This is a genomic window from Aliidiomarina celeris (assembly GCF_003316875.1).
Classification (GTDB): domain Bacteria; phylum Pseudomonadota; class Gammaproteobacteria; order Enterobacterales; family Alteromonadaceae; genus Aliidiomarina; species Aliidiomarina celeris.
This window is the reverse complement of the sequence record NZ_QMIL01000002.1, coordinates 82385-107563: the sequence shown is the minus strand read 5'-3', so window position 1 is coordinate 107563 and position 25179 is coordinate 82385. Positions and strand designations below refer to the sequence as shown.

General features: G+C 48.9%; 24 protein-coding genes and 1 riboswitch. Of the genes, 12 read left to right on the top strand and 12 right to left on the bottom strand.

All coding sequences use genetic code 11. The features are described 5' to 3' along the window. The first annotated feature begins 14 nt into the window (after positions 1-14). Both fadA and tusA read left to right on the top strand, forming a co-directional pair. Positions 15-1178, top strand: a complete 1164-nt coding sequence (fadA, locus tag DQW12_RS04740; RefSeq protein ID WP_113906714.1) for an acetyl-CoA C-acyltransferase FadA — start codon at positions 15-17, stop codon at positions 1176-1178. Positions 1179-1321: 143 nt separating this feature from the next. Next, on the top strand, positions 1322-1567 hold the full coding sequence (gene tusA, locus DQW12_RS04735) for a sulfurtransferase TusA (RefSeq protein ID WP_113906713.1): 246 nt from the start codon (positions 1322-1324) through the stop codon (positions 1565-1567). Between the two features lie 18 nt (positions 1568-1585). On the opposite strand, the gene DQW12_RS04730 is transcribed toward tusA, so the two are convergent. Next, entirely contained in the window at positions 1586-2071 is a 486-nt protein-coding gene (locus tag DQW12_RS04730; RefSeq protein WP_113906712.1) for a GNAT family N-acetyltransferase, read from the bottom strand. Between the two features lie 27 nt (positions 2072-2098). After that, positions 2099-3091, bottom strand: coding sequence for an alpha/beta hydrolase (locus tag DQW12_RS04725; protein ID WP_113906711.1), 993 nt, complete (start codon positions 3089-3091; stop codon positions 2099-2101). 122 nt (positions 3092-3213) lie between these two features. On the opposite strand from DQW12_RS04725, the gene DQW12_RS04720 reads away from it, so the two are divergent. After that, positions 3214-3954, top strand: coding sequence for a helix-turn-helix domain-containing protein (locus tag DQW12_RS04720; RefSeq protein ID WP_113906710.1), 741 nt, complete (start codon positions 3214-3216; stop codon positions 3952-3954). A gap of 53 nt (positions 3955-4007) precedes the next feature. Here DQW12_RS04720 and DQW12_RS04715 read toward each other — a convergent pair whose 3' ends face one another. Continuing rightward, positions 4008-4616 carry a DNA-3-methyladenine glycosylase I gene (locus DQW12_RS04715; protein ID WP_113906709.1) on the bottom strand — a complete coding sequence of 203 codons (609 nt, stop codon included), beginning with the start codon at positions 4614-4616 and terminating at the stop codon, positions 4008-4010. Between the two features lie 252 nt (positions 4617-4868). On the opposite strand from DQW12_RS04715, the gene glyQ reads away from it, so the two are divergent. Together glyQ and glyS are read left to right on the top strand one after the other, a co-directional pair. Continuing rightward, the gene (glyQ, locus tag DQW12_RS04710) at positions 4869-5792 is read left to right on the top strand and encodes a glycine--tRNA ligase subunit alpha (protein WP_113906708.1); all 924 of its coding nucleotides are present in this window, start codon (positions 4869-4871) and stop codon (positions 5790-5792) included. Beyond that, on the top strand, positions 5789-7861 hold the full coding sequence (gene glyS / locus DQW12_RS04705; protein WP_113906707.1) for a glycine--tRNA ligase subunit beta: 2073 nt from the start codon (positions 5789-5791) through the stop codon (positions 7859-7861). The genes glyQ and glyS overlap by 4 nt, the downstream gene beginning before the upstream one ends. A gap of 281 nt (positions 7862-8142) precedes the next feature. Here glyS and gyrB read toward each other — a convergent pair whose 3' ends face one another. The 4 genes from gyrB to dnaA are packed head-to-tail and all read right to left on the bottom strand — an operon-like array spanning position 8143 to position 14156. Then, positions 8143-10566, bottom strand: coding sequence for a DNA topoisomerase (ATP-hydrolyzing) subunit B (gyrB, locus tag DQW12_RS04700; RefSeq protein ID WP_113906706.1), 2424 nt, complete (start codon positions 10564-10566; stop codon positions 8143-8145). Between the two features lie 4 nt (positions 10567-10570). Then, complete coding sequence (recF, locus tag DQW12_RS04695; protein ID WP_113906705.1) at positions 10571-11668, bottom strand: DNA replication/repair protein RecF; 1098 nt, start codon at positions 11666-11668, stop codon at positions 10571-10573. A 3-nt stretch (positions 11669-11671) separates the two neighbouring features. Beyond that, the gene (gene dnaN, locus DQW12_RS04690) at positions 11672-12772 is read right to left on the bottom strand and encodes a DNA polymerase III subunit beta (protein WP_113906704.1); all 1101 of its coding nucleotides are present in this window, start codon (positions 12770-12772) and stop codon (positions 11672-11674) included. Positions 12773-12785: 13 nt separating this feature from the next. Beyond that, positions 12786-14156: a chromosomal replication initiator protein DnaA gene (dnaA, locus tag DQW12_RS04685; protein WP_113906703.1), complete on the bottom strand. Its 1371-nt coding sequence runs from the start codon at positions 14154-14156 to the stop codon at positions 12786-12788. Between the two features lie 249 nt (positions 14157-14405). On the opposite strand from dnaA, the gene rpmH reads away from it, so the two are divergent. From rpmH to mnmE, 5 genes are all read left to right on the top strand, one after another. Further along, a complete protein-coding gene (rpmH, locus tag DQW12_RS04680) occupies positions 14406-14540 on the top strand; it encodes a 50S ribosomal protein L34 (RefSeq protein WP_072154405.1) in 135 nt (44 codons plus the stop codon). A gap of 67 nt (positions 14541-14607) precedes the next feature. After that, a complete protein-coding gene (rnpA, locus tag DQW12_RS04675; protein ID WP_198683904.1) occupies positions 14608-14979 on the top strand; it encodes a ribonuclease P protein component in 372 nt (123 codons plus the stop codon). Next, positions 14934-15233, top strand: coding sequence for a membrane protein insertion efficiency factor YidD (gene yidD, locus DQW12_RS04670; protein ID WP_232819885.1), 300 nt, complete (start codon positions 14934-14936; stop codon positions 15231-15233). Before rnpA ends, yidD begins: the two co-directional genes overlap by 46 nt. Positions 15234-15235: 2 nt before the next feature. After that, positions 15236-16915 carry a membrane protein insertase YidC gene (yidC, locus tag DQW12_RS04665; protein WP_113906700.1) on the top strand — a complete coding sequence of 560 codons (1680 nt, stop codon included), beginning with the start codon at positions 15236-15238 and terminating at the stop codon, positions 16913-16915. 116 nt (positions 16916-17031) lie between these two features. Further along, positions 17032-18408, top strand: a complete 1377-nt coding sequence (mnmE, locus tag DQW12_RS04660) for a tRNA uridine-5-carboxymethylaminomethyl(34) synthesis GTPase MnmE (RefSeq protein WP_113906699.1) — start codon at positions 17032-17034, stop codon at positions 18406-18408. A 19-nt stretch (positions 18409-18427) separates the two neighbouring features. On the opposite strand, the gene DQW12_RS04655 is transcribed toward mnmE, so the two are convergent. Both DQW12_RS04655 and DQW12_RS04650 read right to left on the bottom strand, forming a co-directional pair. Further along, entirely contained in the window at positions 18428-18997 is a 570-nt protein-coding gene (locus DQW12_RS04655) for a manganese efflux pump MntP (protein ID WP_113906698.1), read from the bottom strand. Positions 18998-19002: 5 nt separating this feature from the next. Further along, a riboswitch (yybP-ykoY riboswitch) is annotated at positions 19003-19169 on the bottom strand. Between the two features lie 48 nt (positions 19170-19217). Then, entirely contained in the window at positions 19218-19802 is a 585-nt protein-coding gene (locus DQW12_RS04650; protein WP_113906697.1) for a FlgO family outer membrane protein, read from the bottom strand. A 141-nt stretch (positions 19803-19943) separates the two neighbouring features. Here DQW12_RS04650 and DQW12_RS04645 point away from each other — a divergent pair, with 141 nt between their 5' ends. Continuing rightward, entirely contained in the window at positions 19944-20819 is an 876-nt protein-coding gene (locus tag DQW12_RS04645; RefSeq protein WP_113906696.1) for a patatin-like phospholipase family protein, read from the top strand. Positions 20820-20883: 64 nt separating this feature from the next. Further along, positions 20884-22047 carry a dicarboxylate/amino acid:cation symporter gene (locus DQW12_RS04640; RefSeq protein WP_113906695.1) on the top strand — a complete coding sequence of 388 codons (1164 nt, stop codon included), beginning with the start codon at positions 20884-20886 and terminating at the stop codon, positions 22045-22047. A 43-nt stretch (positions 22048-22090) separates the two neighbouring features. On the opposite strand, the gene DQW12_RS04635 is transcribed toward DQW12_RS04640, so the two are convergent. The 3 genes from DQW12_RS04635 to DQW12_RS04625 are packed head-to-tail and all read right to left on the bottom strand — an operon-like array spanning position 22091 to position 24894. Further along, positions 22091-22495 (bottom strand): hypothetical protein, encoded by a 405-nt coding sequence (locus tag DQW12_RS04635; RefSeq protein ID WP_232819884.1) that lies wholly within the window; start codon positions 22493-22495, stop codon positions 22091-22093. A gap of 50 nt (positions 22496-22545) precedes the next feature. Further along, complete coding sequence (locus tag DQW12_RS04630) at positions 22546-23397, bottom strand: universal stress protein (RefSeq protein ID WP_113906693.1); 852 nt, start codon at positions 23395-23397, stop codon at positions 22546-22548. Between the two features lie 18 nt (positions 23398-23415). Continuing rightward, a complete protein-coding gene (locus DQW12_RS04625; protein ID WP_113906692.1) occupies positions 23416-24894 on the bottom strand; it encodes a SulP family inorganic anion transporter in 1479 nt (492 codons plus the stop codon). Between the last annotated feature and the right edge of the window lie 285 nt (positions 24895-25179).

The window sequence follows — 25179 nt, the reverse complement described above, 5'->3', positions numbered from 1 at the left end:
GAACGGAGAGAATTATGAAAGACGTCGTAATAGTAGATGCAATTCGCACCCCCATGGGTCGTTCGAAAGGCGGAGCATTTCGCAACGTTCGCGCTGAAGATCTTTCAGCGGCATTAATGAAAGGGCTGCTGGCTCGCAACCCTCAGGTTAACCCAGAAGAACTTGAAGACATTTACTGGGGCTGTGTGCAGCAAACCTTAGAACAAGGCTTTAACGTTGCGCGTAACAGCGCGCTGATCGCTGGCATTCCACATAAAGTGGGCGCTGTAACCGTAAACCGCTTGTGTGGCTCGTCTATGCAGGCCATTCATGACGCTACCCGCGCCATTCTAAATGGCGACGGCGATATTTTTATCGCCGGTGGTGTAGAGCACATGGGCCACGTACCCATGATGCACGGTGTCGATTTCCACCCAGGCATGAACCGTTCAGTAGCAAAAGCCGCGGGTTCAATGGGCTTAACTGCGGAATTACTGGGTAAGAAGTTTGGCATTACCCGGGAAGAGCAAGACGCTTTTGGTGCACGCTCGCATCGGTTAGCGCACGAAGCCACCCTTAGTGGTGAATTTGCGGCAGAAATTTTGCCTATTAACGGCCATGACCAAAATGGCGTGTTGAAGAAATTCAGCAACGACGAAGTTATTCGCCCGGAAACCACAGTAGAAGCACTTGCGGGTTTGCGTCCGGTGTTTGATCCAGCAAATGGTACCGTTACCGCGGGTACGTCTTCGGCCATTTCAGACGGCGCAGCAGCAACTCTGATTATGTCGGCGGAAAAAGCGAAACAGCTTGGTTTAACGCCACGTGTTCGTATTCGCGGCATGGCGATTGCCGGTTGCGATCCTTCAATTATGGGTTATGGTCCTGTGCCTGCTACGCAAAAGGCGTTACAGCGCGCTGGCGTGAGTTTAGCCGACATCGACCTGTTCGAGCTTAACGAAGCATTCGCTGCGCAGGCCTTAGCAGTAATGCGCGGGCTTAAAATTGAAGACCAAATCGACACTAAAGTGAACCTTCACGGCGGTGCAATTGCACTGGGCCACCCACTCGGGTGTTCAGGTGCGCGGATCAGCACTACCTTGATTAACCTGATGGAGCAAAAGGACGCGACTTTAGGTTTAGCCACTATGTGTATTGGTTTGGGCCAAGGTATCGCGACCGTTTTCGAACGCGTGTAACATCGGCAAGCGCGGCTCTCTTGATTAAAGGGCCGCGCCTGCACCTCAAGCGGAGAAAAGTAGTACGCGATGACATCGGTAAGCGCGGCTCTCTTGATTAAAGGGCCGCGCGTAGCGTACTCGGTAAATTGAGATAAGTAGCCATGACACCTTTTTCAAATGCAGATCAAGAACTCGACACTTTAGGGCTTCGCTGCCCCGAGCCGGTCATGCTTATTCGTGGCAAAATGCGCAAAATGGCGGCCGGAGAAACCTTGCTGGTTATTGCCGACGACCCCGCCACACTGCGCGATATTCCGGCGTTTTGTACCTTTATGGAACATGAATTGCTAGCGGCAGTAACGGAACAAACGCCGTTTCATTTCTTAATTCAAAAAGGTGAGCGCTAACTTACCTCCCAGTGCACGTTAAAGCTTATATTCCCAAAATTCTGCCTGCCCCATTTTAGGGTCCAATTGATAGGGCTTAAAACCATATTTGCGGTACGCCAAACACGCCGGTTCATTGCCAGTCAATACCTCGAGAGTCAGTTTACAACAGCCTCGGCGTATAGCCTCTTGCTTTACCGCATCCATTAGTTTTTGCGCAATCCCCTGCCCTCGGTACCCCTCGCGCACCGCAATATCATGAATATTGCACAAGGGCTTTGCCGCAAAGGTAGAAAAACCTTCAACACAATTCACCAAACCAATGGCTTGATTATTCTCGCTCCAAGCGAGGAAGCTAAATACCGTGGCCCGTTTTGCCATTTCCTCAATGAGCTTCTTCTGTGTTGCTTCCGGAAGCGCTTCGCCCCCACCCATGGGGTCACTCGCATAATGATTTAGCATATCTAAAAGTGCATCTGCATGTTCTTTATTATGGTAATCAACGGCTTCAATTCTTAGGCTCATCTCATCCTCTCGTTTGTCCGCATAGGTTCACTGCGGTTGTAGTGGTAGTAAATCATTTTCGCTTAACCAGTTACCCATTACATCGCGCACCTGCTGATTGGCAAGGCCCAACGTAATGTGGCCCATGTCGCTGAGTTCTACTAACTGCGCCGGCCAATCCTCTAACAACGTTGCCAATTCATCTGGAGGCGCTATTTTGTCGTTTTCCGCACTGATCACGAGGGTGCGGCGGGGTAACAGCGGTAGTCGCTCAACCAGCTGCAAATTCCGTTCATTCATTTGCGTGCGAATAAAAATCTCGTCTAGCGCACTGTCAAAACTCTCATTACCAATCCAACGATAACGCCAATCCTGCGCCCGCTGAGCACTAAACAAGGTAACTGCATTAGCCCGGAAATCGACCATTGGCGCACTTACAATAGCGGCCTCTAAACCTCGGTTAAGGGCATTTAGTTGCCGCTCAAACTCTGTGAGCGCGAGCACCCCCATAGACACGCTGTAGGCATAAAGCACCTGTTCAGTGAACTGCGCTGTAGCAAGCTCCAGTGCGTGCTCCACACCGCCAAGGCCAAACTGAAATGGCCGCTGCTCCGTTGGGCCTGGCATAGCCACCACATGAAAGCCTAAACTGCGAAAATACAACCCGGCGGGCACCATCGCGGCCGTCGCCGTCATGCCGTAACCGGGGAAAAGAAAAATAACAGGTGCCGTAGGCCCTAGTGTCGGGAAGTTGAATTCCACATCGTCGAAAGCTGCTTCATTTAACGTGAGGCTCCATTGAAAGCTGTCAAAGGGTTGTTGCTCCCCGCCAACCTGGTATTCAGCATTACCAAAGCTCAAATAATCTAAACACGGGCTGTCAGCTTTATAACAATGCTCTTTACCAAGCATATCGTCGAAAAAAGACGGCTGCATATTACGCATTGGGCTATAGGTTTCAATACGGTTAGCAAGTTGGCTGGTGCACCCTGTTAGCAAAAATGTAATGCCGAATACCCATATTTTGAGTTGTCGCCTCATATTCCTCCATATTTCCTTATATTCTTCTTTTTATGCCAGAATGACTCATTAAGAATAAGTCGTGCAATGCGTATATCGCGCCTATTTTAGGCACATTACGTTTCACGACCAAAGAGGCCATTATGACACTCGGAGAATTTTTAAAACAGCAACGTGCACAGCATGGCTTGAGCCAAGCCGATCTTGCAGAACAAATGGGTATTGAGCAGTCGTACTTGTCAAAGCTTGAAAGTGACCGCTCCATGCCGTCTGCCGATATATTTACACGTTGGCTGAATAGCTTAAACATTAGCTTATCAGAAGTGCTACAGCCCTTCGACCACTCCTACGTTCAGGGCAAACTGCGGCAAATACCACAAGTGGCAGCGTTACTGAACCAACGCAGTGCGCAACAGGGTTGGTTTCGAGGCGCTTGGGTTATCGCGTGCTGCTTCTTTATCGCGCTTTCCGTACCGCTTTTTTATCTTGGATTCACTAAAACCATGTTTACTGAAACAGCATACGAATATGAGTCACCCGGGGTGGTATTTGTTGGCGAGAACCCAGACATCTACCGAAATTGGCGTTCGCTTTATCCGAGTACAGTCTGGTCCGGATCAGAAGAGAAGGGGCAGATAGAAGAAGCGCAAAAACGTATGACCGAGCGCCAAAATCCAGACATTGTGATTAGCCGCAGCCACCGCGGATCTCAGTTTAACCAACCATTGGCAGAGCCAGAAGGTTATAGCCGTACTTACTATTTAGGAGGGGAGCTTAGTCAGCCCCGGTTAGTGAACAGCGTTCTGCAGGCTATTGGCTTATTTTTGTTTGTGCTTGGGGTGGTTGGATTATTGGCTGAACGTAAATTTTTTGTGCGCGCTTAGGCGCCCTCGCAATGCTGAGCTGGCGGCAAGGTGCGGGTGTAGCGCACCTTTGCCTAGCACGAAACCTCTGTATGCCGGAAACACGATGCTAAATGATCGTTTACCATCCCTGCCGCCTGCATAAAGGCGTAACAAATTGTTGGCCCAACAAAATTGAACCCTCGCTTTTTTAAGGCTTTAGACATAGCTCGGGAGGCTTCTGATTCGCTCGGCACTTCAGCCATTGTCGACCAGTCGTTCTGTAGTGGCTTGCCGCCAACAAAGCTCCACAGAAATGCGCTAAAGCTCACTTGCTCCTGTTGTTCAATGGCAATATAGCCTTCCGCGTTGCGAAAAATAGACTCGATTTTAAGCCGATTTCGAATAATCCCACTGTTTTGCATTTGTGCTTCAATAAATTCAGCACGCTCTTGTGGTAACAACGCCGCTAACTTTCTCGGGTCGAAGTCGAAGAAGGCGCTTTCATAATTTGTTTGTTTGCGTAAAACCGTAATCCAACTTAAACCTGCTTGTTGTCCGTCTAAACACAGTTTTGCGAAGAGCTGCTGGCTGTTGTACTCGGGCACACCCCAAACCTTGTCATGGTACAACCGATAGTCGTCGGCGCTCTCGCACCAAGGGCAGCGAATTAGGGGTTTGTTCTCTTTATTTTCTAGGGGCATTTAGGCTTTCCTCTGCTGGCTTCTGGTTCTCTAGTTTTAGTCCTTTTCTGGGCTGCGCTCTTTGCTCAAACGCTGCTTTGTAGGTTTTGCGTTCGGTGTTCTGATTTCTATGTGTTGCGTTGCGCGTTAGCTACTCGGCTTTTTGTCGGTAATTGACTGCCCATGAGCCTGTAAAACATACAGCGTGTCAGGGTATAATCACAGATTCGCAGTTAAATACACAGAACTTCCGGCCGATTTGAGACCTATCCCATGGAAAAATTCGACGTAAAGACATTTCAGGGTTTAATCCTCGCCCTACAAGATTTTTGGGCCCGACAAGGCTGTGCCATTGTTCAACCGCTTGATATGGAAGTGGGTGCGGGTACCTTTCACCCGATGACCTTCCTTCGTTCGGTCGGCCCTGAGCCTGCTAGCTTTGCTTATGTGCAGCCCTGCCGGCGCCCTACTGATGGTCGCTATGGGGAAAATCCAAACCGCCTTCAGCATTACTATCAGTTTCAAGTCATTATGAAGCCTTCTCCTGAGAATATTCAGGAGCTTTATTTAGAGTCTTTGAAAATGCTCGGCTTTGATCCATTAGTGCATGACATCCGCTTTGTCGAAGACAACTGGGAATCGCCTACGCTTGGCGCTTGGGGTCTGGGTTGGGAAGTTTGGCTCAATGGCATGGAAGTAACTCAGTTTACCTATTTCCAGCAAGTGGGCGGCATTGAGTGCTCACCTATTGCCGGTGAAATTACCTACGGCTTAGAACGCCTTGCCATGTATATTCAAGGCGTAGATAGCATTTACGATCTCGTTTGGACCAACGGACCTCGCGGCGTAATGACCTACGGCGACGTGTTCCATCAGAACGAAGTGGAACAGTCTACCTACAACTTCGAACACGCTGAGGTGCCGGTGTTATTCGAGCGCTTTGATGCAGCTGAGAAAGAATGTGAGCACTTACTATCGCACAATCTTCCATTGCCAGCTTATGAACAAGTAATGCGTGCCTCGCATGCATTTAACTTACTCGACGCCCGCCATGCCATATCTGTTACCGAACGTCAGCGTTATATTCTCCGCGTTCGCACTATGGCAAAAGGTTGTGCAGAAGCGTACTACGCGGCGCGAGAAGCGCTTGGGTTCCCGCTGGTTGCAAAAGCTAAAAAGGAGAACTCTGGAAAATGAGTACTGTAGCCGATCTATTAATTGAACTGGGCACCGAAGAGCTCCCGCCGAAGTCACTTCGCAATTTAAGTACTAGCTTTACCGCAAGTGTGCAAGAGCAGCTACACGGCCTAGGCATATCATTCGGCGAAGTCGAGAGCTTCGCCACACCTCGTCGCCTTGCTGTGCGTATTCAAGAAGTACAAACACAGCAGGCAGACGAAATTGTTGAAAAACGCGGCCCTGCGATCAGCGCAGCATTCGACGCCGAGGGTAATGCCACGAAAGCTGCTTTAGGGTGGGCACGCGGCGCTGGAATCGACGTAACAGAAGCGGAACGACTGGTTACCGATAAAGGCGAATGGTTGTTACATAAGGCGACCGTAAAGGGCAAACCTCTCGCTGAGCTATTACCCGAAATAGTAGCCCATGCTGCAAAAGCACTACCGGTACCAAAAACAATGCGTTGGGGAACCGGTGAATACTCCTTTATTCGCCCGTTAAAGCGCCTTACCGTTATGCTTAACGCTCAAGTAGTGCCTATGCATCTGTTTGGTATTGAAAGCAACAACAAGGTTCTTGGGCACCGTTTTCACTGCCAAGATGACATTACCATTAACCATCCGCGCGATTACGAAAGCGCACTAAAACAAGGCTATGTTATTGCCAATTTGAGCGAACGCCGGGAAACCATTAAATCTCGGGCGCTCGCACAAGCGGCCGAAGTGAACGCGACGCCCGTGTGGGACGACAGTTTACTCGATGAAGTTGCGTCGTTGGTAGAATGGCCGGTTGCCATGAAGGCCACTTTTGACGCTGCTTTTCTCGACGTGCCTAAAGAAGCGTTAATCTATACCATGAAAGACGACCAGCGTTATTTTCCGTTAGTCGATCAACAGGGGCAGTTGCTCCCTGAATTTCTATTTGTAAGCAACATAGAAAGTAAAGCGCCCGAACACGTGATTGAAGGTAACGAAAAGGTGATTCGGCCTCGGCTTGCCGACGCGCAATTCTTTTTCGAAACCGACAAAAAACAGAGCCTTGCTTCACTAATGCCTAAACTCGACGCTATTGTATTTCAAAAGCAACTTGGCACCATTGGCGACAAAAGCCGCAGAATGGAGCGATTAGCGGGAGATATCGCTGCAACCTTCGGTGCTAATGTGAATGTTGCAAAACGCGCTGCATTATTGGCAAAGGCGGACCTTGTTTCGAACATGGTTACCGAGTTTCCAGAAGTTCAAGGCATTATGGGGATGCATTACGCTCGCCACGACGGCGAAGACGAAGGCGTTGCAGTCGCGATCGAAGCACATTACCACCCGCGCTTCGCCGGCGACACATTACCTGAAACCCTAGAAGGTTTTTCGGTGGCGTTAGCCGATAAACTTGACACCTTGGTCGGTATCTTCGGTATTGGACAAACACCTAAGGGCGACAAAGACCCTTTCGCCTTGCGTAGAGCCGCTATTGGCTTACTTCGCATTTTAGTGGAAGGTGAGCTCGACCTTGACCTTAACACCCTGGTAGCGAGCGCTGCGGCAGCCTATAAAGGCCATATCGATATAGGTGCCGATACACAAACCGAGGTTGTTGATTTTCTTCTTGGTCGTTTCCGCGCTTGGTATCAAGAACAAGGTATAGCTGTGGATAGCATACAAGCTGTTCTGGCACGGCGCCCTACTCGTCCGCTGGACTTTGATCGGCGTGTGCAAGCCGTGCATGCATTCCGCGGTAAAGAAGCTGCTCCTGCATTGGCAGCGGCCAACAAACGGGTAGCGAATATTTTGGCGAAGGTTGAATCGGTACCGGAACAGGTCAACGAGAAGCTTCTTTCAGAGCCTGCAGAGGTTGCACTCGTGGCAGCATTAAAGGACATTGCAGGTGTTTTAGAAGTCGCGCAAAGCGCCGGCAACTATAGCTCAACGCTAAATCTGTTAGCCGGTCTTCGTAAACATATCGATCAGTTTTTTGAAGACGTTATGGTGAACGCAGAAGACCTAGATGTACGAAATAATCGCCTTGCGTTGCTTGGCATCATCCGGAACCACTTCCTTTCAGTAGCAGATATTTCGCTTCTACAAAGCTAACCTAAACAGAAGGCGGGGCTTGCCTCGCCTTCTTTCGGGTTGTGCCCCTTTGGACGTATAACCCTAGCCTCTTTCTGGGGACGCCGTAAACCCATCCAGGGGGGCTTCGCTTTGGCATTCATACCTCAGACACCCCAGTATAGGCGTAGGCTCACCCGTACCGCCGGAGGAAAGCCCTAGGATGGGTAGGGCTGCAATGCAGCGCGTTGTGCGTGCCGAAAACAAAAAAAGGGTGTTCCACGTGGAACACCCTTCTTTCTATGCTCGGAATTGAAATAAAACTAAACGTCGAGGTTTGCAACCTTTAACGCGTTACTTTCAATAAACGCGCGGCGCGGCTCTACTTGATCACCCATTAGCGTTGTAAATAATTGGTCTGCTCCAATGGCGTCCTCAATGGTTACTTGCATCATGCGTCGATTTTCAGGGTCCATTGTCGTTTCCCACAACTGGTCCGGGTTCATTTCACCCAATCCTTTGTAACGTTGCACATAAAGTCCACGCTTAGACTCGGCGATAAGCCACTCGATAGCTTCTACAAAGTCACCAATTGGGTGCTGCTTCTCGCCACGCTGGACAAAGCCGCCTTCTTCCACAAGGCCGTTAATTTCACTCCCAACGCTGGCTAACCGATCATAGTCGCGCGACACCAAGAACTCATAATTCAGCGGGAAGTCACGGTTTACACCGTGGCGTCTGAGGCGTACCACGGGTAAATACACGCCCCGCTCTTCTTCATGTTGCACAAGAATCTCATAAGTAGCTGAGTTCTTTTCCGTACCCATAAGGTCTTCAGTGAAGTCCTTAGCCCAGTTCGTAACATACGCTTCGTCTTTCAATAGTTCAGGGGTAAGACGAGGCGCATAGACAAGCCGCGAAAGCATGTGCTCTGGCAACCGCCGCCCTAAACGCTTAATGGTATCAATAGCAAACTGGTAGTCACGTACCATCTTTTCTAAAGCGGTACCGGTAATACCGGGAGCGTCTGCGTTAACATGCAAAGATGCGCGATCGAGCGCTAAGCTCGTTAGATACTGGATCAAGCCTGGGTCGTCTTTAATGTAGCTCTCTTGTTTACCTTTCTTCACTTTATAAAGCGGTGGTTGCGCGATGTAAATGTAACCACGCTCAATAATTTCGGGCATTTGACGATAGAAGAAAGTCAGCAATAACGTACGAATGTGAGAGCCGTCCACGTCCGCATCCGTCATGATAATAATGCGATGGTAGCGAGTTTTGTCTGGGTTATGTTCGTCACGTCCGATTCCGCAGCCTAAAGCCGTAATCAGAGTTGCAACCTCCTGTGAGGAAAGCATCTTGTCGAACCGCGCCTTTTCCACGTTTAGAATTTTACCCTTCAGTGGCAATATCGCTTGGTTTTTACGGTTCCGACCCTGTTTGGCTGAGCCACCTGCCGAGTCACCTTCCACGATGTAAAGTTCAGAGAGTGCCGGGTCTTTTTCTTGGCAGTCGGCGAGTTTACCCGGTAAGCCTGCTAAGTCGAGAGCACCTTTACGACGTGTCATTTCCCGCGCCTTACGCGCAGCTTCACGAGCGCGAGCGGCGTCAATAATCTTCTGTACAATCACCTTGGCGTCGGTTGGATTTTCCAACAAGAAATCCCACAACTTTTCGTTCATGGCTTGTTCGACCGCACTCTTTACTTCAGACGAAACCAACTTATCTTTCGTTTGCGAAGAAAATTTTGGGTCTGGAACTTTCACTGAAATTACAGCCGTTAAGCCTTCGCGCGCATCGTCGCCCGACGCACTGGTTTTCGCCTTTTTACTATACCCTTCCTGGTCCATGTAGTTATTCAATGTACGAGTCAGCGCAGAACGGAAACCCGCCATATGGGTGCCCCCGTCACGCTGCGGAATAGTGTTGGTAAAGCAGTAGATATGCTCTTGGAACGAGTCATTCCATTGCAAGCCAACCTCCACCGTTATGCCGTCTTCGCGGTCATGGGAGAACTGAAAAACAGATGGGTGAATTGGCGTTTTCTTGTCGTTCAAATAGCTAACAAAGGCCGCTATCCCGCCGTCATAATGAAAATGGTCTTTACGATCAGAGCCTTCGTCGATGAGTCGTATTGAAACACCTGAGTTTAGGAAGGATAGCTCGCGCAAACGTTTCGCAAGAATATCGTAGTGAAACTCTACGTTGGTAAAGGTCTCGGCACTTGGCCAAAAGCGTATCTCGGTACCGCTCTTCGTGGTTTCGCCTATCGGCTTAATATCTTCCTGTGGAACCCCATGAATGTAGGTCTGCTTCCACTTTTTACCGTTCCGTTGTATGGTAAGGTCAAGTTGCTTAGATAATGCGTTTACAACCGAAACACCTACACCATGAAGGCCGCCCGAAACCTTATAAGAGTTGTCGTCGAACTTACCACCAGCGTGCAATACGGTCATAATCACTTGCGCTGCCGAAACCCCTTCTTCTGGGTGGATCTCAACCGGTATGCCGCGTCCATCATCTCGGACAGACACAGAGCCATCAGAATGCATGGTTACATATATTTCATTACAGTGGCCGGCCAACGCCTCGTCGATAGAGTTATCGACAACCTCAAACACCATATGGTGCAAACCCGTGCCATCGTCGGTATCACCGATGTACATACCTGGGCGTTTTCGAACTGCATCAAGGCCTTTTAATACCTTAATACTCGATTCATTATAGCTATTATCATGATCTGACATAGATTCATCCTGTCGTTGTATCTGAGACTGTTCCATGTTCCACGTGGAACAGTCGGGTCTCTACGTCACCAAGGTGAGAGAGAAGACTTCTTTTATCAATTGCAGTGACAAAAACTTGGCTTTTAGTCTCCGCAATAGCATTGCAAAACTTTTCTTGATTAACCGTATCGAGCTCCGCTGGCAAATCATCAATGAGGTAGATACAGGGTGTGCCTCGAACGGCCGCATAGTGCTCACCCTGTACAAACCGTAATGCCGCCACCAGCAGCTTCAACTGCCCCCGTGACAACCGTTCTCGTGCATCTGCGCCATCTGCTCGAATTTGCCATTCGGCTTTACTCGGCCCAACGCTGGTGTATCCTTGCTTGCGGTCCAGGTCTAACCTTTCTGCTAAGGCCGACAACAAGCTTCCATGTTTCTCATTCCAACCTGTTAGCAATTTGAACTCAAAGTGCATGTTAGGTAGAAATCGCCGGCAATAGCTGTTCAACCTTTCATTCAAGCTATCTAAATAATTAGCGCGTGCTGCCGTTAACTTTTCACCCGCAACCGCCAATTGTTGATCCCAATACTGACCGCCGTCACTGTCAAACCGTCCAGACCGTAACAGCGCATTGCGTTGTTTCAACAACTTCGCATATTGTTGCCAATATAGAAACTGAGATTGTTCCACGTGGAACAATCCCCAATCCATAAACTGCCTGCGTGCCTTTGGACCGTCTGTCACCAACTCAACGCCCTCTGGCGTCATCAGTTGAACAGGTACATGCAACGCTAACTCCGACAATCGATAACCACCGGAACCGTTAATTCTTATCTCGCTTTCACCTTGCCGATCTCGTTGAAAGCCCAATTTAAAACTGTCGCCGTTTTCACCCTTCACATTGGCGAAAACAGTAAAGTGGTTCGCGTCACTCTGAATCATCTGCCGGTGTTGGTGGGTACGAAACGAACGCCCATACCCCAAACAAAACACGGCTTCCAGCAGGCTGGTTTTACCACTACCATTTTGCCCGTGAATAATATTTACACGCGCTACATCATTGAGTTCAACTTGAGCAATATTTCTGAGTTGTTGAATCGCAAGCCGTTCAATATGCATTCACTACAGCCGCATCGGCATTATTACGTATAACGCGCTGTCGTCTGCGTGATCTTGCACCAACGCACTACTGTTCTCGTCGGTCAATGTAAAACGCACCGACTCGCCATCCACGGCATTCAACACGTCGAGCACATAACTAATATTAAAGCCTATTTCCATCTCGGCGCCTTGATAATCAACCTCAACGCGCTCTTCCGCTTGTTCCTGCTCTGGGTTGTTCGCCGTTAGCATCACTTCATTCGCGCTAAGCGTTACTCGAACTCCTCGGAACTTTTCATTCGACAAAATAGAAACGCGCACGCAAGACTGACGCAACAGCTCTCGGTCTGCTACCACGATGCGGTCACCGCCATTGGGCAACACTCTACGATAGTCGGGGAAACGACCGTCCAGTAACTTACTCGTGAACGTCATACCGCCTGTACTAATACGGATATGGTTCTGGCCTACCGACAACTCTAACGGCGAGTCGTCGCTGTCAAGCAACCGCATAAGCTCGCTCACGCCCTTACGTGGCACAATAACTTGCTTGTGTGGAAGTGCCGACTGCCCTAGCTCCACGGTACTCATGGCTAAGCGATGTCCATCTGTGGCAACTGTACGAAGTACGTTGTCGTTTACTTCAAACAGCATACCGTTTAAATAATAACGAACATCTTGGTTGGCCATAGAAAAATGAGTACGTTCAATTAAGTGCTTTAATTCACCTTGCGTCATTTGCAATTGAATTTCGCTTTGCCACGCTTCGATATTCGGGTAATCGCTCGCAGCCAGGGTGCTCAAGGTAAATCGGCTTTTTCCGCTCCGTACAATCACCTTGTCTTCGGTGCCTTCAAGCCGCACATCGGCGCCTTCACTCAGGGTTCGCACAATATCGAGCAACTTCTTTGCAGGTACGGTAATATCGCCCGACACCGCGCCGTCGAGTGCTACAGAGCTTACCAACTCAACTTCGAGATCAGTGCCTGTTATGCGAAGTGAGTCTTCACTAACCTGAAGCAATACGTTCGCTAAAATAGGCAACGTTGAGCGGCGTTCAACGGCACCACTTACAATTTGCAGTGGTTTCAACAGCGCGTCGCGGTTAATAGAAAATTTCATGTGCCAGCTCCCCTTATGCAGACAGTGTGCGATTTAAATTCCGGTAATCCTGCTGAATTTCGTGGTCTTCTTCAATGAGCGATTTCACTTTACGGCACGCATGCAACACAGTGGTGTGATCTCGCCCCCCAAAAGCATCACCAATTTCGGGCAAACTATGGTTAGTAAGCTCTTTCGACAAGGCCATCGCCACCTGGCGCGGGCGCGCTATAGAACGGCTTCTACGCTTCGACGTAAGATCCGTAATTTTAATATTGTAATACTCAGCCACCGTACGCTGAATATTGTCGATGGTTACCATCTTATCTTGCGCCATCAGTAAATCACGCAAGGCGTCTTTTACAAAATCAATCGTGACTTCTTTACCTGTTAAATTTACATTCGCCACGACTCGGTTTAAAGCACCTTCGAGCTCTCGAACATGAGAGCGTAGCCGCTTGGCAATAAAGAAAGCAACTTCTGGCGGTAACTTCATACCGCGCTCGTCGGCCTTCCGTTCTAGAATGGCAACACGGGTGGGTAGGTCTGGGGGTTCTATCGCAACGGTTAGGCCCCAACCAAATCGGCTTTTTAAACGGTCGTCTACACCCTCAATTTCCTTCGGGTACACGTCGCTGGTGAGAATGACCTGTTGGTTACCTTCTAACAACCAGTTAAAGGTATGGAAAAATTCGTCTTGAAAATGTTCTTTTTTGGCAAAAAATTGCACGTCGTCGATCAGTAACGCCTCAACCGACCGATAACTTTCCTTAAAACTGTCTATTTTATTGTGCTTCATGGCATACACCATGTCTTGCACAAAGCGTTCCGCACGCAAATAATAAACTTTCGCTTGCGGGTTACGCTCTAAAATAGCGTTACCCACAGAATGCAATAAGTGAGTTTTACCCAGGCCCGTACCACCGTAAATAAACAAGGGGTTATAGGCACCACCTGGGTTTTCTGCTACCTGAATCGCGGCAGCTCGGGCAAGTTGGTTCGACTTACCTTCAACAAAGTTTTCAAACCGATGGTTCGGTACCAAGTTCGAATGTTGCAACGATACAGGCCGATCTGCTGCGTCTGGTACCTTACGGGCCGCATAGGTTTGCTGCGTACCAACAGGAGCACTGGTTGGCTCACTACTTGTTACAGCTGGCTTACGCGAGCCCACGCGCAGTTCAATGTTAGGAGCCTTGTCGCCGGCTATATCGCGCAAATAAGCAATGAGTTGATTAAGGTATTTGTCTTTTACCCAGTCCATTACATAGGAATTAGGCGCGTAGAGGAAAAGCGTATTGTTATCGAGTTCAGCTTGCAGTGGTCGTATCCAAGTATTGTAGTTTTGCAACGTAAGCTCGCCTTGCAGGCGTAACGCACATTGTTGCCATATTGAATCCACCACCACACACTCCTAATCGCTCTTTTTTTAATCGGTTTGGGCGCTAAAATTTATCTGTTCATCATACGAAATTCGGCCGCTTAAAGCCACCTTTTTACCCTTGTTGCACCTAGTTATCCACAGGGCTTTGATCTCAGAAATATTTGACAGCGATCCTTTTTACCGATAGAATCCGCGCTCATTTTGAAACACCATTCATATACCTTAACCGGCGTATTTGAATTCACGTAAATTAAAGCGGAAATTAGAGCGATGAAAAGAACATTTCAACCCAGCGTATTAAAGCGCAAGCGCGACCATGGCTTCCGTGCACGCATGGCTACCAAAAACGGTCGTAAAGTTTTGGCCCGCCGTCGTGCCAAAGGGCGCAAAGTACTAACCGCTTAATAGTGGTCTGCTCAATAGTGAACGGCGCTTACTCGTATGAGCCCTCTCTTTTGAGCCCAAAACTTTGATGAGCCAATATGCATACCCTCGGGAGTTACGTTTGTTAACTCCCGCGCATTTTCAATTCGTATTTAACCAACCTCCTGTTAAAGCGGTTAGCCAACATTTAACGCTACTGGCCAAGCCCAATCAATGTTCGCACCCTCGTTTAGGCGTTACCGTAAGCAAGCGAAATGCCCGTCTAGCGGTTCAACGAAATCAAATTAAGCGAATAATTCGCGAAACCTATCGGTTACAGCAGCACAAACTCGCAGGCTTTGATATTATCGTCATCGCAAAACTTGGAGTGACCGAGTTAGACAACGAAGCGCTCAGAGAATTATGCAATTATTTATGGCGAAAATTAAGCAAGCGCTGCAAGCAGTATTCATCGGCTTAATAAGGCTTTATCAGCTTATTATCAGCCCTCTGCTCGGCCCGCGTTGCCGGTTTGTGCCAACCTGTTCCGAATATAGCATTCGAGCCATACGCAAGTTCGGTGTTATAAAGGGCAGCTGGCTTTCCATTCGCCGCATTAGCAAGTGCCACCCGGGGAATCCGGGAGGATTTGATCCGATACCGGGCGACGAGCATTTATACGACTTGTCGAACGACAGTGAACATTCGCAGCACAAAAACGAAGAGACGAAGTAATTATGGATTCGCGACGCACAATACTTGTCATTCTCCTGTTGGTTCTATCATTCTTTATGTACCAACAGTGGCTATTAAAAGATCCGGCCAATACACCGGGTATAAACAGCGCCAGTGCGCCTCAAAGCGAAATGCCCTCCAATGGCGCAGCTTCGCAGCAACCAGAGCAAAGCGGCATTCCACAAGCGTCTTCTAGCGCAGTGCCCGCAGCACAACCTGGCGCAAGCCAAGGTGTGAATACAGGCGACACGGTTCGGGTCACTACAGATGTGCTCGACCTGCGCATTTCGCTGCGTGGTGGCGATATTGTTCGCGCAGAGCTACTGGAACATGCCGAAAAGCTTGGTGAAGAAGCACGCTACACTATTCTATTCCAACGCCCAGGCGAACTGCACATTGCGCAAAGTGGTTTGATTGGCCCCGACGGAACCGACACCGCAGCGGGTCGCCCAATATTTAGTGCTCAACAAACTCACTTCGAATTACAAGGCGACGAGCTTCGTGTTCCATTAACCTATGAACGCGACAACGGTGTAACGGTAACCAAAGAATTTGTATTTCGCCGTGGCGACTACGCGGTAAACCTCAACCAGCGCGTTGAGAACAACAGCGGCGACACCATTGAAATGGCCGCCTACGGGCAATTAAAACAAACCACACTCAACGGCGGTAAAGGCAGCATGTTTATGCCCACCTACCGCGGTGGTGCTTATTCGAGCCAAGAAACACGTTACAAAAAATACAGTTTTGGCGACATTGAAAAGCGCGCTTTGAATGAAAATACAGAAGCAGGCTGGGTTGCCATGTTGGAACACTACTTTGTTACGGCGTGGGTTCCCGCACAAAACACTACCAACCGCCTTTACTCAACCAACCTCAGCGCCTCAGGCGAAGCCCTCATGGGCTTTGTAGGCCCAACTGTTGCCATTGCTAACGGCACTAGCCAAACCTTTGAAAGCGTAATTTACACAGGTCCGAAAAATCAAGATCGGCTTGCTGAGCTGGCAAGTAACCTCGACCTCACCGTCGACTACGGCTTCTTGTGGTGGCTTGCACAACCCATTCACTGGCTACTGAGCTTCTTGTTTGGCTTTGTGAAAAACTACGGCTTAGCCATTATTTTGGTAACCATTATAGTGAAAGGCTTGCTCTACCCGCTTACCAAAGCTCAATACACCTCTATGGCTAAAATGCGCAAAATTGCACCGCGCATGAAAGAACTGAAAGACCGCTATGGCGACGACCGTCAGAAAATGTCGGCCGCTATGATGAAAATGTACAAAGAAGAAAAGGTAAACCCACTCGGTGGTTGTTTACCCATGATTCTGCAGTTGCCAATTTTCTTAGCCTTGTATTGGGTATTGCTAGAAAGCCCGGAAATTCGCCATGCCGACTTTATGCTCTGGATCAACGACCTCTCAAGCCGTGACCCATACTTCATATTGCCGTTACTCATGGGCGCCAGCATGTTCCTTATGCAAAAGTTGCAACCCACGCCGATTACCGACCCTATGCAGCAGAAAATAATGCAGTGGATGCCGGTTATGTTTACCGTGTTCTTCCTCTTCTTCCCTGCTGGCCTAGTACTGTACTGGTTGGTGAGTAACCTTATTTCCATTAGCCAGATGCTTTGGATATATCGCCAACTCGACAGAAAAGGCCTCGGCGCAAAAGCAAGTTAACACCCTGCACGCCAACAATGTAAACGCGAGCCCGGCCTAACCGCCGGGCTTTTTATAGCCACAACAAAATGCTACGCGTTATACTTCATTCGTATTCACTTTTTGGGGCTAAAAATATGACCGAGCGTCCTTACCACACCGACACTATTGTGGCCCAAGCCACACCACCAGGCAAAGGTGGCGTAGGCATTGTGCGGGTCAGTGGTCCCCATGCCAAAATCATCGCCAAAGCCATAGTAGGTCAAACACCAAAGCCGCGCTACGCGCTCTACACGCCTTTCCATACCCCAACCGGCGAATTGCTCGACCAAGGTTTAGCACTCTACTTCGAAGGCCCGAACTCTTTTACCGGCGAAGACGTTATTGAGTTTCAAGGCCATGGTGGCCCGGTGGTAATCGACATGTTGATTCGCGCTATTTTAGCCACTGGCCACGCTCGCATGGCGCGCCCCGGTGAGTTTAGCGAGCGCGCGTTCTTAAACGATAAGCTCGACCTCGCCCAAGCAGAGGCCATTGCAGACTTAATCGATACAACCTCCGAACAAGCCGCAAAAATGGCGCTGCAAAGCTTACAAGGTGAATTTTCCCATCGTATCGATCAACTCGTCGACGCTGTCATCCACCTACGCATGTATGTGGAAGCCGCAATCGACTTTCCCGAAGAGGAAGTGGATTTTTTAAGCGACGGAAAAGTCGCTAACGACCTAGAGTCAATTATTAACCGGCTGTCTGAGGTGGAAAAACAGGCAAAACAAGGCACATTAATGCGTGAAGGTATGAGGGTTGTTATAGCAGGCCGCCCCAACGCCGGGAAGTCGAGCCTTTTGAACGCATTAGCTGGCCGTGAGTCAGCTATTGTTACAGAAATTGCAGGCACTACTCGCGACGTTTTGCGCGAACATATTCAAATAGACGGCATGCCGCTTCATATTATTGACACCGCAGGCCTCCGCGAAAGCCCTGATCGGGTAGAACAAATTGGCATTGAAAGGGCTTGGGCGGAAATAGAGCAAGCAGACCGCGTTTTATTTATGGTCGACAGTACCGAAACCGACGCCATACACCCGCGCGACATTTGGCCCGAGTTTTTTGCCCGCTTGCCCAAAGGCCTACCCTTTAGTGTAATCCGCAATAAGGTCGACCTCACCGGCGAAGCCGTTGGCTACAACCTTTATGAAGACATTCCGGTGGTGTCTATAGCAGCAGCTAAAAGTGAAGGAATTCAAGAATTACGTGAGCATTTAAAAGCCGCAATGGGTTTTAACACCAATATCGAAGGGGGTTTTATGGCTCGCCGTCGCCACCTCGAAGCGATAGAACGGGCAAAACATCATCTGCTGATTGGCCAGGAGCAGCTCGAAACCTTTGCCGCTGGCGAAATACTGGCCGAAGAACTACGCCTTGCACAAACACACCTCAACGAAATTACCGGCGCATTCACCAGCGACGATCTACTCGGGAAAATATTTGGTTCGTTTTGTATCGGGAAGTAAGCCCGCGCTAACTTGGGCATTAAGCGTATAGCGTATGCCCCGCTAGAATCCAAACGCCTACGGCTATAAGGGTTACGCCGCCAAATATTTCAGCGCGATGCCCGAGTACCGAGCCCACCGCCCGACCTATCATTACCCCAAGCGTTACCATTAAGGTTGTGGCTAAGCCAATTAACCCAGCGGCCAGCCAAATGTTTACATTCACAAAGGCTAGGCTCACGCCAACCGCCATTGCGTCTATGCTTGTACCCAACGCGGTGAGGCAAATGCGAAAAAAGGGCTGTTTTGTAGAAGTGGCGGCCTGTTTTGGTTCCTCTGGCTTTAGGCCTTCATGAATCATATGTAAGCCAAGGCCAAGCAGCAGCATAAAAGCCAACCAATGGTCCCAAGCCTCGACATAGCCAGCCGCAAACTTACCCAAAAGCCAACCTAAAAGCGGAGTAATGGCCTCAATAGTGCCGAAAATAAGGCCAATTTTAAGCGCCTGAATAAACCGAGGATTTCTGAGGCTTGCACCTTTGCCAATAGCCGCCGCAAACGCGTCGGTCGACATAGCAAAAGCCAATAAAAGAAGCGCTAAGGGATTCATGAATAAACTCCGGTTAGGCGAAACAGAAACCACGAACAGCCCACACGCCTAACCTTTAGCGTGGACAATTCGATGGTCTCGCCAACCGAGTGGTGTTCGCACCATGGCATGTGGCCAATTATGTTGACACGAACGCTTTCAAAAGCAGAAAGCCGGCTACTCCCCAACGGGGCGCAAATTTAGCAAATTAAAGCGGGAAGTTCAAATACCCAAGCAACCCCTAGTTCTGGCTTACTACTTGTACGCCGCGGTTGCCGGCGATTGAGCGGGCGATATCTCTGGGTATGAGCACTTGACCGGTGGCTTCCACTACCTTGGAGTCGAAGTTTACCAACCTTACGTTTACCATCACGCCTTCTCTGCGTTGCACGAGTGTGCCGGTAAGAATGTAGTCGGTATATTGAAGTTCGGGGAGGTCGAGGTAATTACGGCTCATGGCGAAGTCGCCTTGTTCGGTCACCCGAATGCCGTCGGTGAGTCTGAATTCAAGTACGTCGAATGCTAAGAGTTGAAATTCTGTGCTGAGTTCTTCTTGTAGCTGCAATGCCACCAATGAAGATTCGTCGAAGTTACTGTCAAGCCAAGACAGGCTGGTAACGGCTATGCGCTGACCGGGGCGTAACCCATGGCTGCTGGCCATCATTTGGTCGGCTAAGTCGCGCGCATAATAGCGTGTGGGGAGATCGGCCTGGAGGAAATAGGCACTGGGTCGACGCTCAGGCACTGCAGTAGAGGAGCTACATGCACTGAGAAAAAGCCCTGCTATAACGAAAGCCACGGTTGTTTTAAAAATTGTGGTTTTCATGCCCTTACCTCTCGTTAATATTCGAGTAATGAATGATCTATTGCTTTTCTATCGGCCGCATTATTAAAAAATTGAATCTTTTACACCTAAAGGCTCTTTCGCCTATGCTTACCCTATGTAATAGCCTTTTCGGAGCACTATATGTCGAACGAACAACACACACTAGTGGTAGAGGGCGGCGCTATGCGAGGTATTTTTGCAGCGGGAGTGCTCGACGCCTTTATTGACCGAAAATTCTATCCGTTCGACGCAGCCATTGGTGTTTCAGCAGGTTCCACCAATTTAATTGGTTATTTGGCAGGCAGTTTTAAACGCAGCTACCAAATTATTACCGACCATGCGCGGCGAGACGAGTTTATGAACATTCGCCGGTATTTAAAGGGCGGGCATTTTTGCGACGTCAGTTGGCTTTGGCATTGCTCTCTCGACGAGCTTCCGCTCGATATTGAAAAGTTCTTGCAACGAGGCATTCCGCTTACCGTAGTAACGACCAGTGTGCTTACAGGTAAACCCTGTTATTTCGAGGTCAACCGCGACAATATGAACGACTTGTTCCCCGCTTCTTGTGCTATGCCTTTGGTCTTCCGCGACTTCCCACCCATCGATAACGAGCCCATGACCGACGGCGGCTTAGCCGACTCCATTCCCGTTATTCATGCTTACGAGCAAGGTGCCAAACGTATTACCGTTGTATTGTCGCAGCCTCTTGGGTTTAAAAAGGAAGAATCTCGCTTTCCGAATTTACTCAAACCTTTTTTTAAGGATCATCCTGAACTTTTCTTGGCAGTGAGCCGACGTTCTAAGCAATATAACGACGCTCTCGACTTTATCGCAAGCCCTCCAAAAGACTGCAAAATACAAATTATTGCGCCACCCGCGAATTTCCCGGTGTCGCGCTTCACCATGGACCTCGATTCCCTCAATATGGGTTACAACCAAGGTTTTAACGCAGGAGATAGGTTTATTGCCGAATCCCTGATCAGGTCGGATGCTGTAACTACAAAAGCCGTGTTATAGTGCCGCCACGTTTGAGGTTTGAACCACCCCATTCCACACTCCATTACATAAAAACGAGAAAATTATGGCGCTTATTTTAAAACTGATTGCCGGTATTGTACTCGGTACACTTATGGGGCTATTTGCTCCCGAATTTGTTACCCGCTTACTGATTACCTTTAAGGCTCTTTTTGGTGAGTTACTGTTCTTTATTATTCCGCTGCTTATACTGTTTTTTATCACCAGTGGTATTGCTAGTTTGCCTCGAAATTCAGGCAAACTACTCGGAAGAACACTTGCTATTGCCTACAGTTCGACGATTTTGGCAGGTATTGGGGCATTTTTCGTAGCCAGTTGGGTGGTTCCCTTCCTTACCACGGAGAACCGCGAAGTGGCACAAGCCAGCGCCAATGCCCTCACTCCTTTTATTAGCATGGACATTCCACCGCTTTTTAACGTAATGACCGGCCTTGTATTAGCCTTTATTTTGGGCCTTGGCATTTCCGCTACGCAAGCGCCAACCCTGCAAAAGTTCAGCGACGAAGGGCGCGACATTATTACTAAGTTGCTGGTGAAAATAATTATTCCCTTACTCCCTTTCTACATTGCAGGAGTATTCGCGGAAATGGCAACGGCAGGAACGGTGTTTACTACCCTTAAAACCTTCGGCGTTATTCTGTTGGTTGCAGTAGCGCTGCACTGGGTTTATATCGTAACGATGTTTGTTTTGGCGGGCATGAAAACCGGTCGGTCGCCGATTGTGCTGATCAAAAATATGCTACCGGCTTACTTTACCGCACTCGGCACTATGTCGAGCGCTGCCACCATTCCGGTAACCTTGCAAAGTGCAAAAGCAAACAAGGTAAACGACGACATCGCAAACTTTACCATTCCACTTTGCGCCACTGTGCATTTAGCGGGCTCGACCATTACCATTGTAAGCTGCACGGTTGCGGTTATGGTGCTGCATAATGCTTTGGTTATTCCGTCGTTCTTTACCATGTTGCCGTTTATTCTTACGCTCGGCTTCGTCATGCTCGCCGCTCCTGGTGTTCCGGGCGGTGCGGTGATGTCGGCTATTGGCTTGCTTGGCTCAATGTTGGGCTTTGGCGAAACCGCATTAGCGCTCATGATCGCGCTGTACATGGCACAAGACAGCTTCGGAACCGCGTGTAATATAACCGGCGACGGCGCTATTGCATTGTTTGTCGACTCGGCAGCAAACACGAGCGAAAGCAAACCCACTTAATACAACTAAGGGCACCTCAACTCATGTTCAGGTGCCCTTACAATTACTCTGGGCGTTTTAATGGTACGCGGTCGTATCGGCGCCTAATCCAATTCAAGCTCTTCAGCACTCCCGGCTTTTTAACGAACCAGCGTTCAATGCGGTATTTACCGGGTAAATCCGACACCAATAATGCAATAAGCAGCGTTAGCAGCCCCTGCCCAGGTAAAAACAACATGGCTAAACCCGCAACAAAAAGAATCAGCGCAAAAACATTCCGAAACAGATAGAGCACCCGACGGCTTAGCGTCCATTTGCGCTGCCGACGTTTTGCTACAAAATAAGCGGCCGGCATTCTAACCACTAAAAAAGGAACGAGAACCAGCGAGGTTACCGCCATTAATAAGCTAATACTGACAAACCACGGCAAGTAAGGCTCTATGGTGGTAATGAGCGCTTCTATATTCACGACTAAAACAACTATTCCTTACGGTAAAAGCTGCGCACTCGCTTTCCAGCTCAACGCAGCAACAACAACGGCACTTTTGAACTCGTGATCAGTGCATTGGTATGGCTGCCCACAAAGAATTCACGAATACGGGAATGGCCATAAGCGCCCATCACCAGAGCGCCAATGCCCTGCGCTACCACATAGTCGTTAAGCGCCTCTTCAACAGCTCCGTTAACAACTGCTGTTTGCACTACAAATGCTTGATCCGTAAGCTTCTGTTCTGCCCATTCAAGCTGCTCGCGATGTTCCTCAGTGTCAGCACCCACCATAACCACATGTACAGGAATACCTCTAAATAGTGGGCTACCGGCAACCATTTCAACCGCTTTCTTAGCCGTTGTGCTGTTGTCGAAGGCAATTAAAATACTTTCTGGCGCTTTAAACTCGCCGTGCACAACCCAAACCGGTTTATGGAGGGCCCGAATTACGCGCTCCACTTGGTGGCCAATTCGCTGCCCTACTCCGTTGCCACGCTTACCTTGGCGACCAATAACCAACAACCGAATTTCATTTTCAATGTCCACCAAGGTGTCCACTAAGTCGCCATGGCGTTGGCGGAGCAACGGCTGTGCATGCACAGCCGCAACATGGTGTTTTGCGTCTTCTAGAAACAAATGACCTTGCTGGCGAGCTAATTTTGCGCGCTTTTCTTCCAGCTCAGTAATTTCGTTTAATAATCGCAAGCGCTCATCAACACCAATATTGCCGCTAAAATCTGTGCTGTCGTTCGAGCGATTGTCATTCAGTACGTTTAACAAGACCAATTCGGTACCCATACGGGCTGCCGACCACGCCGCGTAATCCGCCACCGTGTTACTCAACGCCGAACCATCTATGCATGCTACTGTGTGTGTTGTCATTTCTGAGTCCTCGCTCGCTTAGTGGTCCATTAGGCGGTCAATGGCGTCGGGTTTGTCGGCCACACCGAATTTATCAACTACGGTTTCGGTCGCTTGGTTCATTCCTTTTACCTCTACCTCAGCGCCTTCGCGACGAAACTTGAGCACGACTTTGTCGAGTGCTGCCACCGACGTAATGTCCCAAAAATGGGCACGTTCTAGGTCAATCGTTACCTTATCAAGGGCTTCTCTAAAGTCAAAACTGTCGACAAATTTCTCAGACGAGCTAAAAAATACCTGCCCTACTACCGTGTAGTCGCGTTGGCTACCATTTTCGTGCAATTTCGACGACACATGCATATAGTTGCCGACTTTCGCGGCAAAGAAAATAGCCGCCAACAACACACCCACAAATACGCCCAAGGCTAAGTTGTGGGTAAATACCACCACCACAACCGTGGCAATCATTACAATATTGGTACTTAAGGGGTGTTTTTTCAGGTCTTTTACCGACTGCCAGCTGAAGGTACCAATAGACACCATAATCATTACGGCGACTAGCGCAGCCATTGGAATTCGCGAAACCCATTCAGATAAAAACACCACCAAAATAATTAGACCAACTCCAGCAACAAGCATGGACAAACGGCCTCGGCCCCCCGACTTTACGTTTATCACCGACTGGCCAATCATGGCACAACCCGCCATACCGCCCATAAAGCCGGCGCCAATATTGGCTATACCTTGGCCACGACATTCTTTATTACGATCAGTCTTGGTGTCGGTTAAATCATCCACAATAGTTTGTGTCATCATCGACTCCAATAAACCAACAATGGCTAACGGAAAGGCGTAAGGCAAAATAATCATCAATGTTTCAAAATTCAGTGGAATGTTTGGCATTAAAAATACCGGTAAGGTGTCCGGCAACTCACCCATATCGCCCACTGTACGCACGTCGATACCCATGTACATTACAAAGGCAGTAATGGTCACAATAGCAATAAGCGGTGAAGGCACAGCTTTGGTTACATACGGCAAGCCATAAATGATGCCTAAACCTGCCGCTGTAAGCGCATAAACATGCCAGGTTACGTTGGTGAGCTCCGGCAACTGCGCCATAAAAATAAGAATGGCCAAGGCATTTACAAAGCCTGTTACTACAGAGCGCGACACAAAACGCATTAAACTGCCAAGCTTCAATAAGCCGAAACTAAGCTGAATAACACCCGTAAGCACAGTGGCAGCCAATAAATATTCGAGGCCATGGTCGCGCACTAAGGTAACCATCAGCAATGCCATCGCACCGGTAGCAGCTGAAATTTGACCAGGCCGCCCGCCGACAAAGGCCATGACCACGCAAATACAAAAGGAAGCGTATAAACCTACTTTAGGGTCTACTCCGGCGATAATAGAGAAGGCGATAGCTTCTGGTATAAGGGCCAACGCCACAACTAAACCCGCCAATATGTCTGGGCGTATATTACCAAACCATTCTTTTTTCCAATCTGTCTTCATCGTATTTTTCCTGTCCAGCAGGCGGCCCGAGTTGGCAAACCTAGTAAATTCACGAATTGAGCACTTTGTAACCACAGGATAAATTTAGCGCAAACACGCGAAAAATCAGGTTTTCTGCAAAAATTACCGAGCTTCTGTCGGTAGTTTTTAGCGAATCAACCTGATTACTCTCTAAATTTATGAATGAACGCCAGAATTCTGAGTGAATTGCTCACTGCGCGGCGTTTATTTCAAGAATAAGTTACATTGCACAGCGATCATACCTTTGGTTCATGGCGTCTTCAA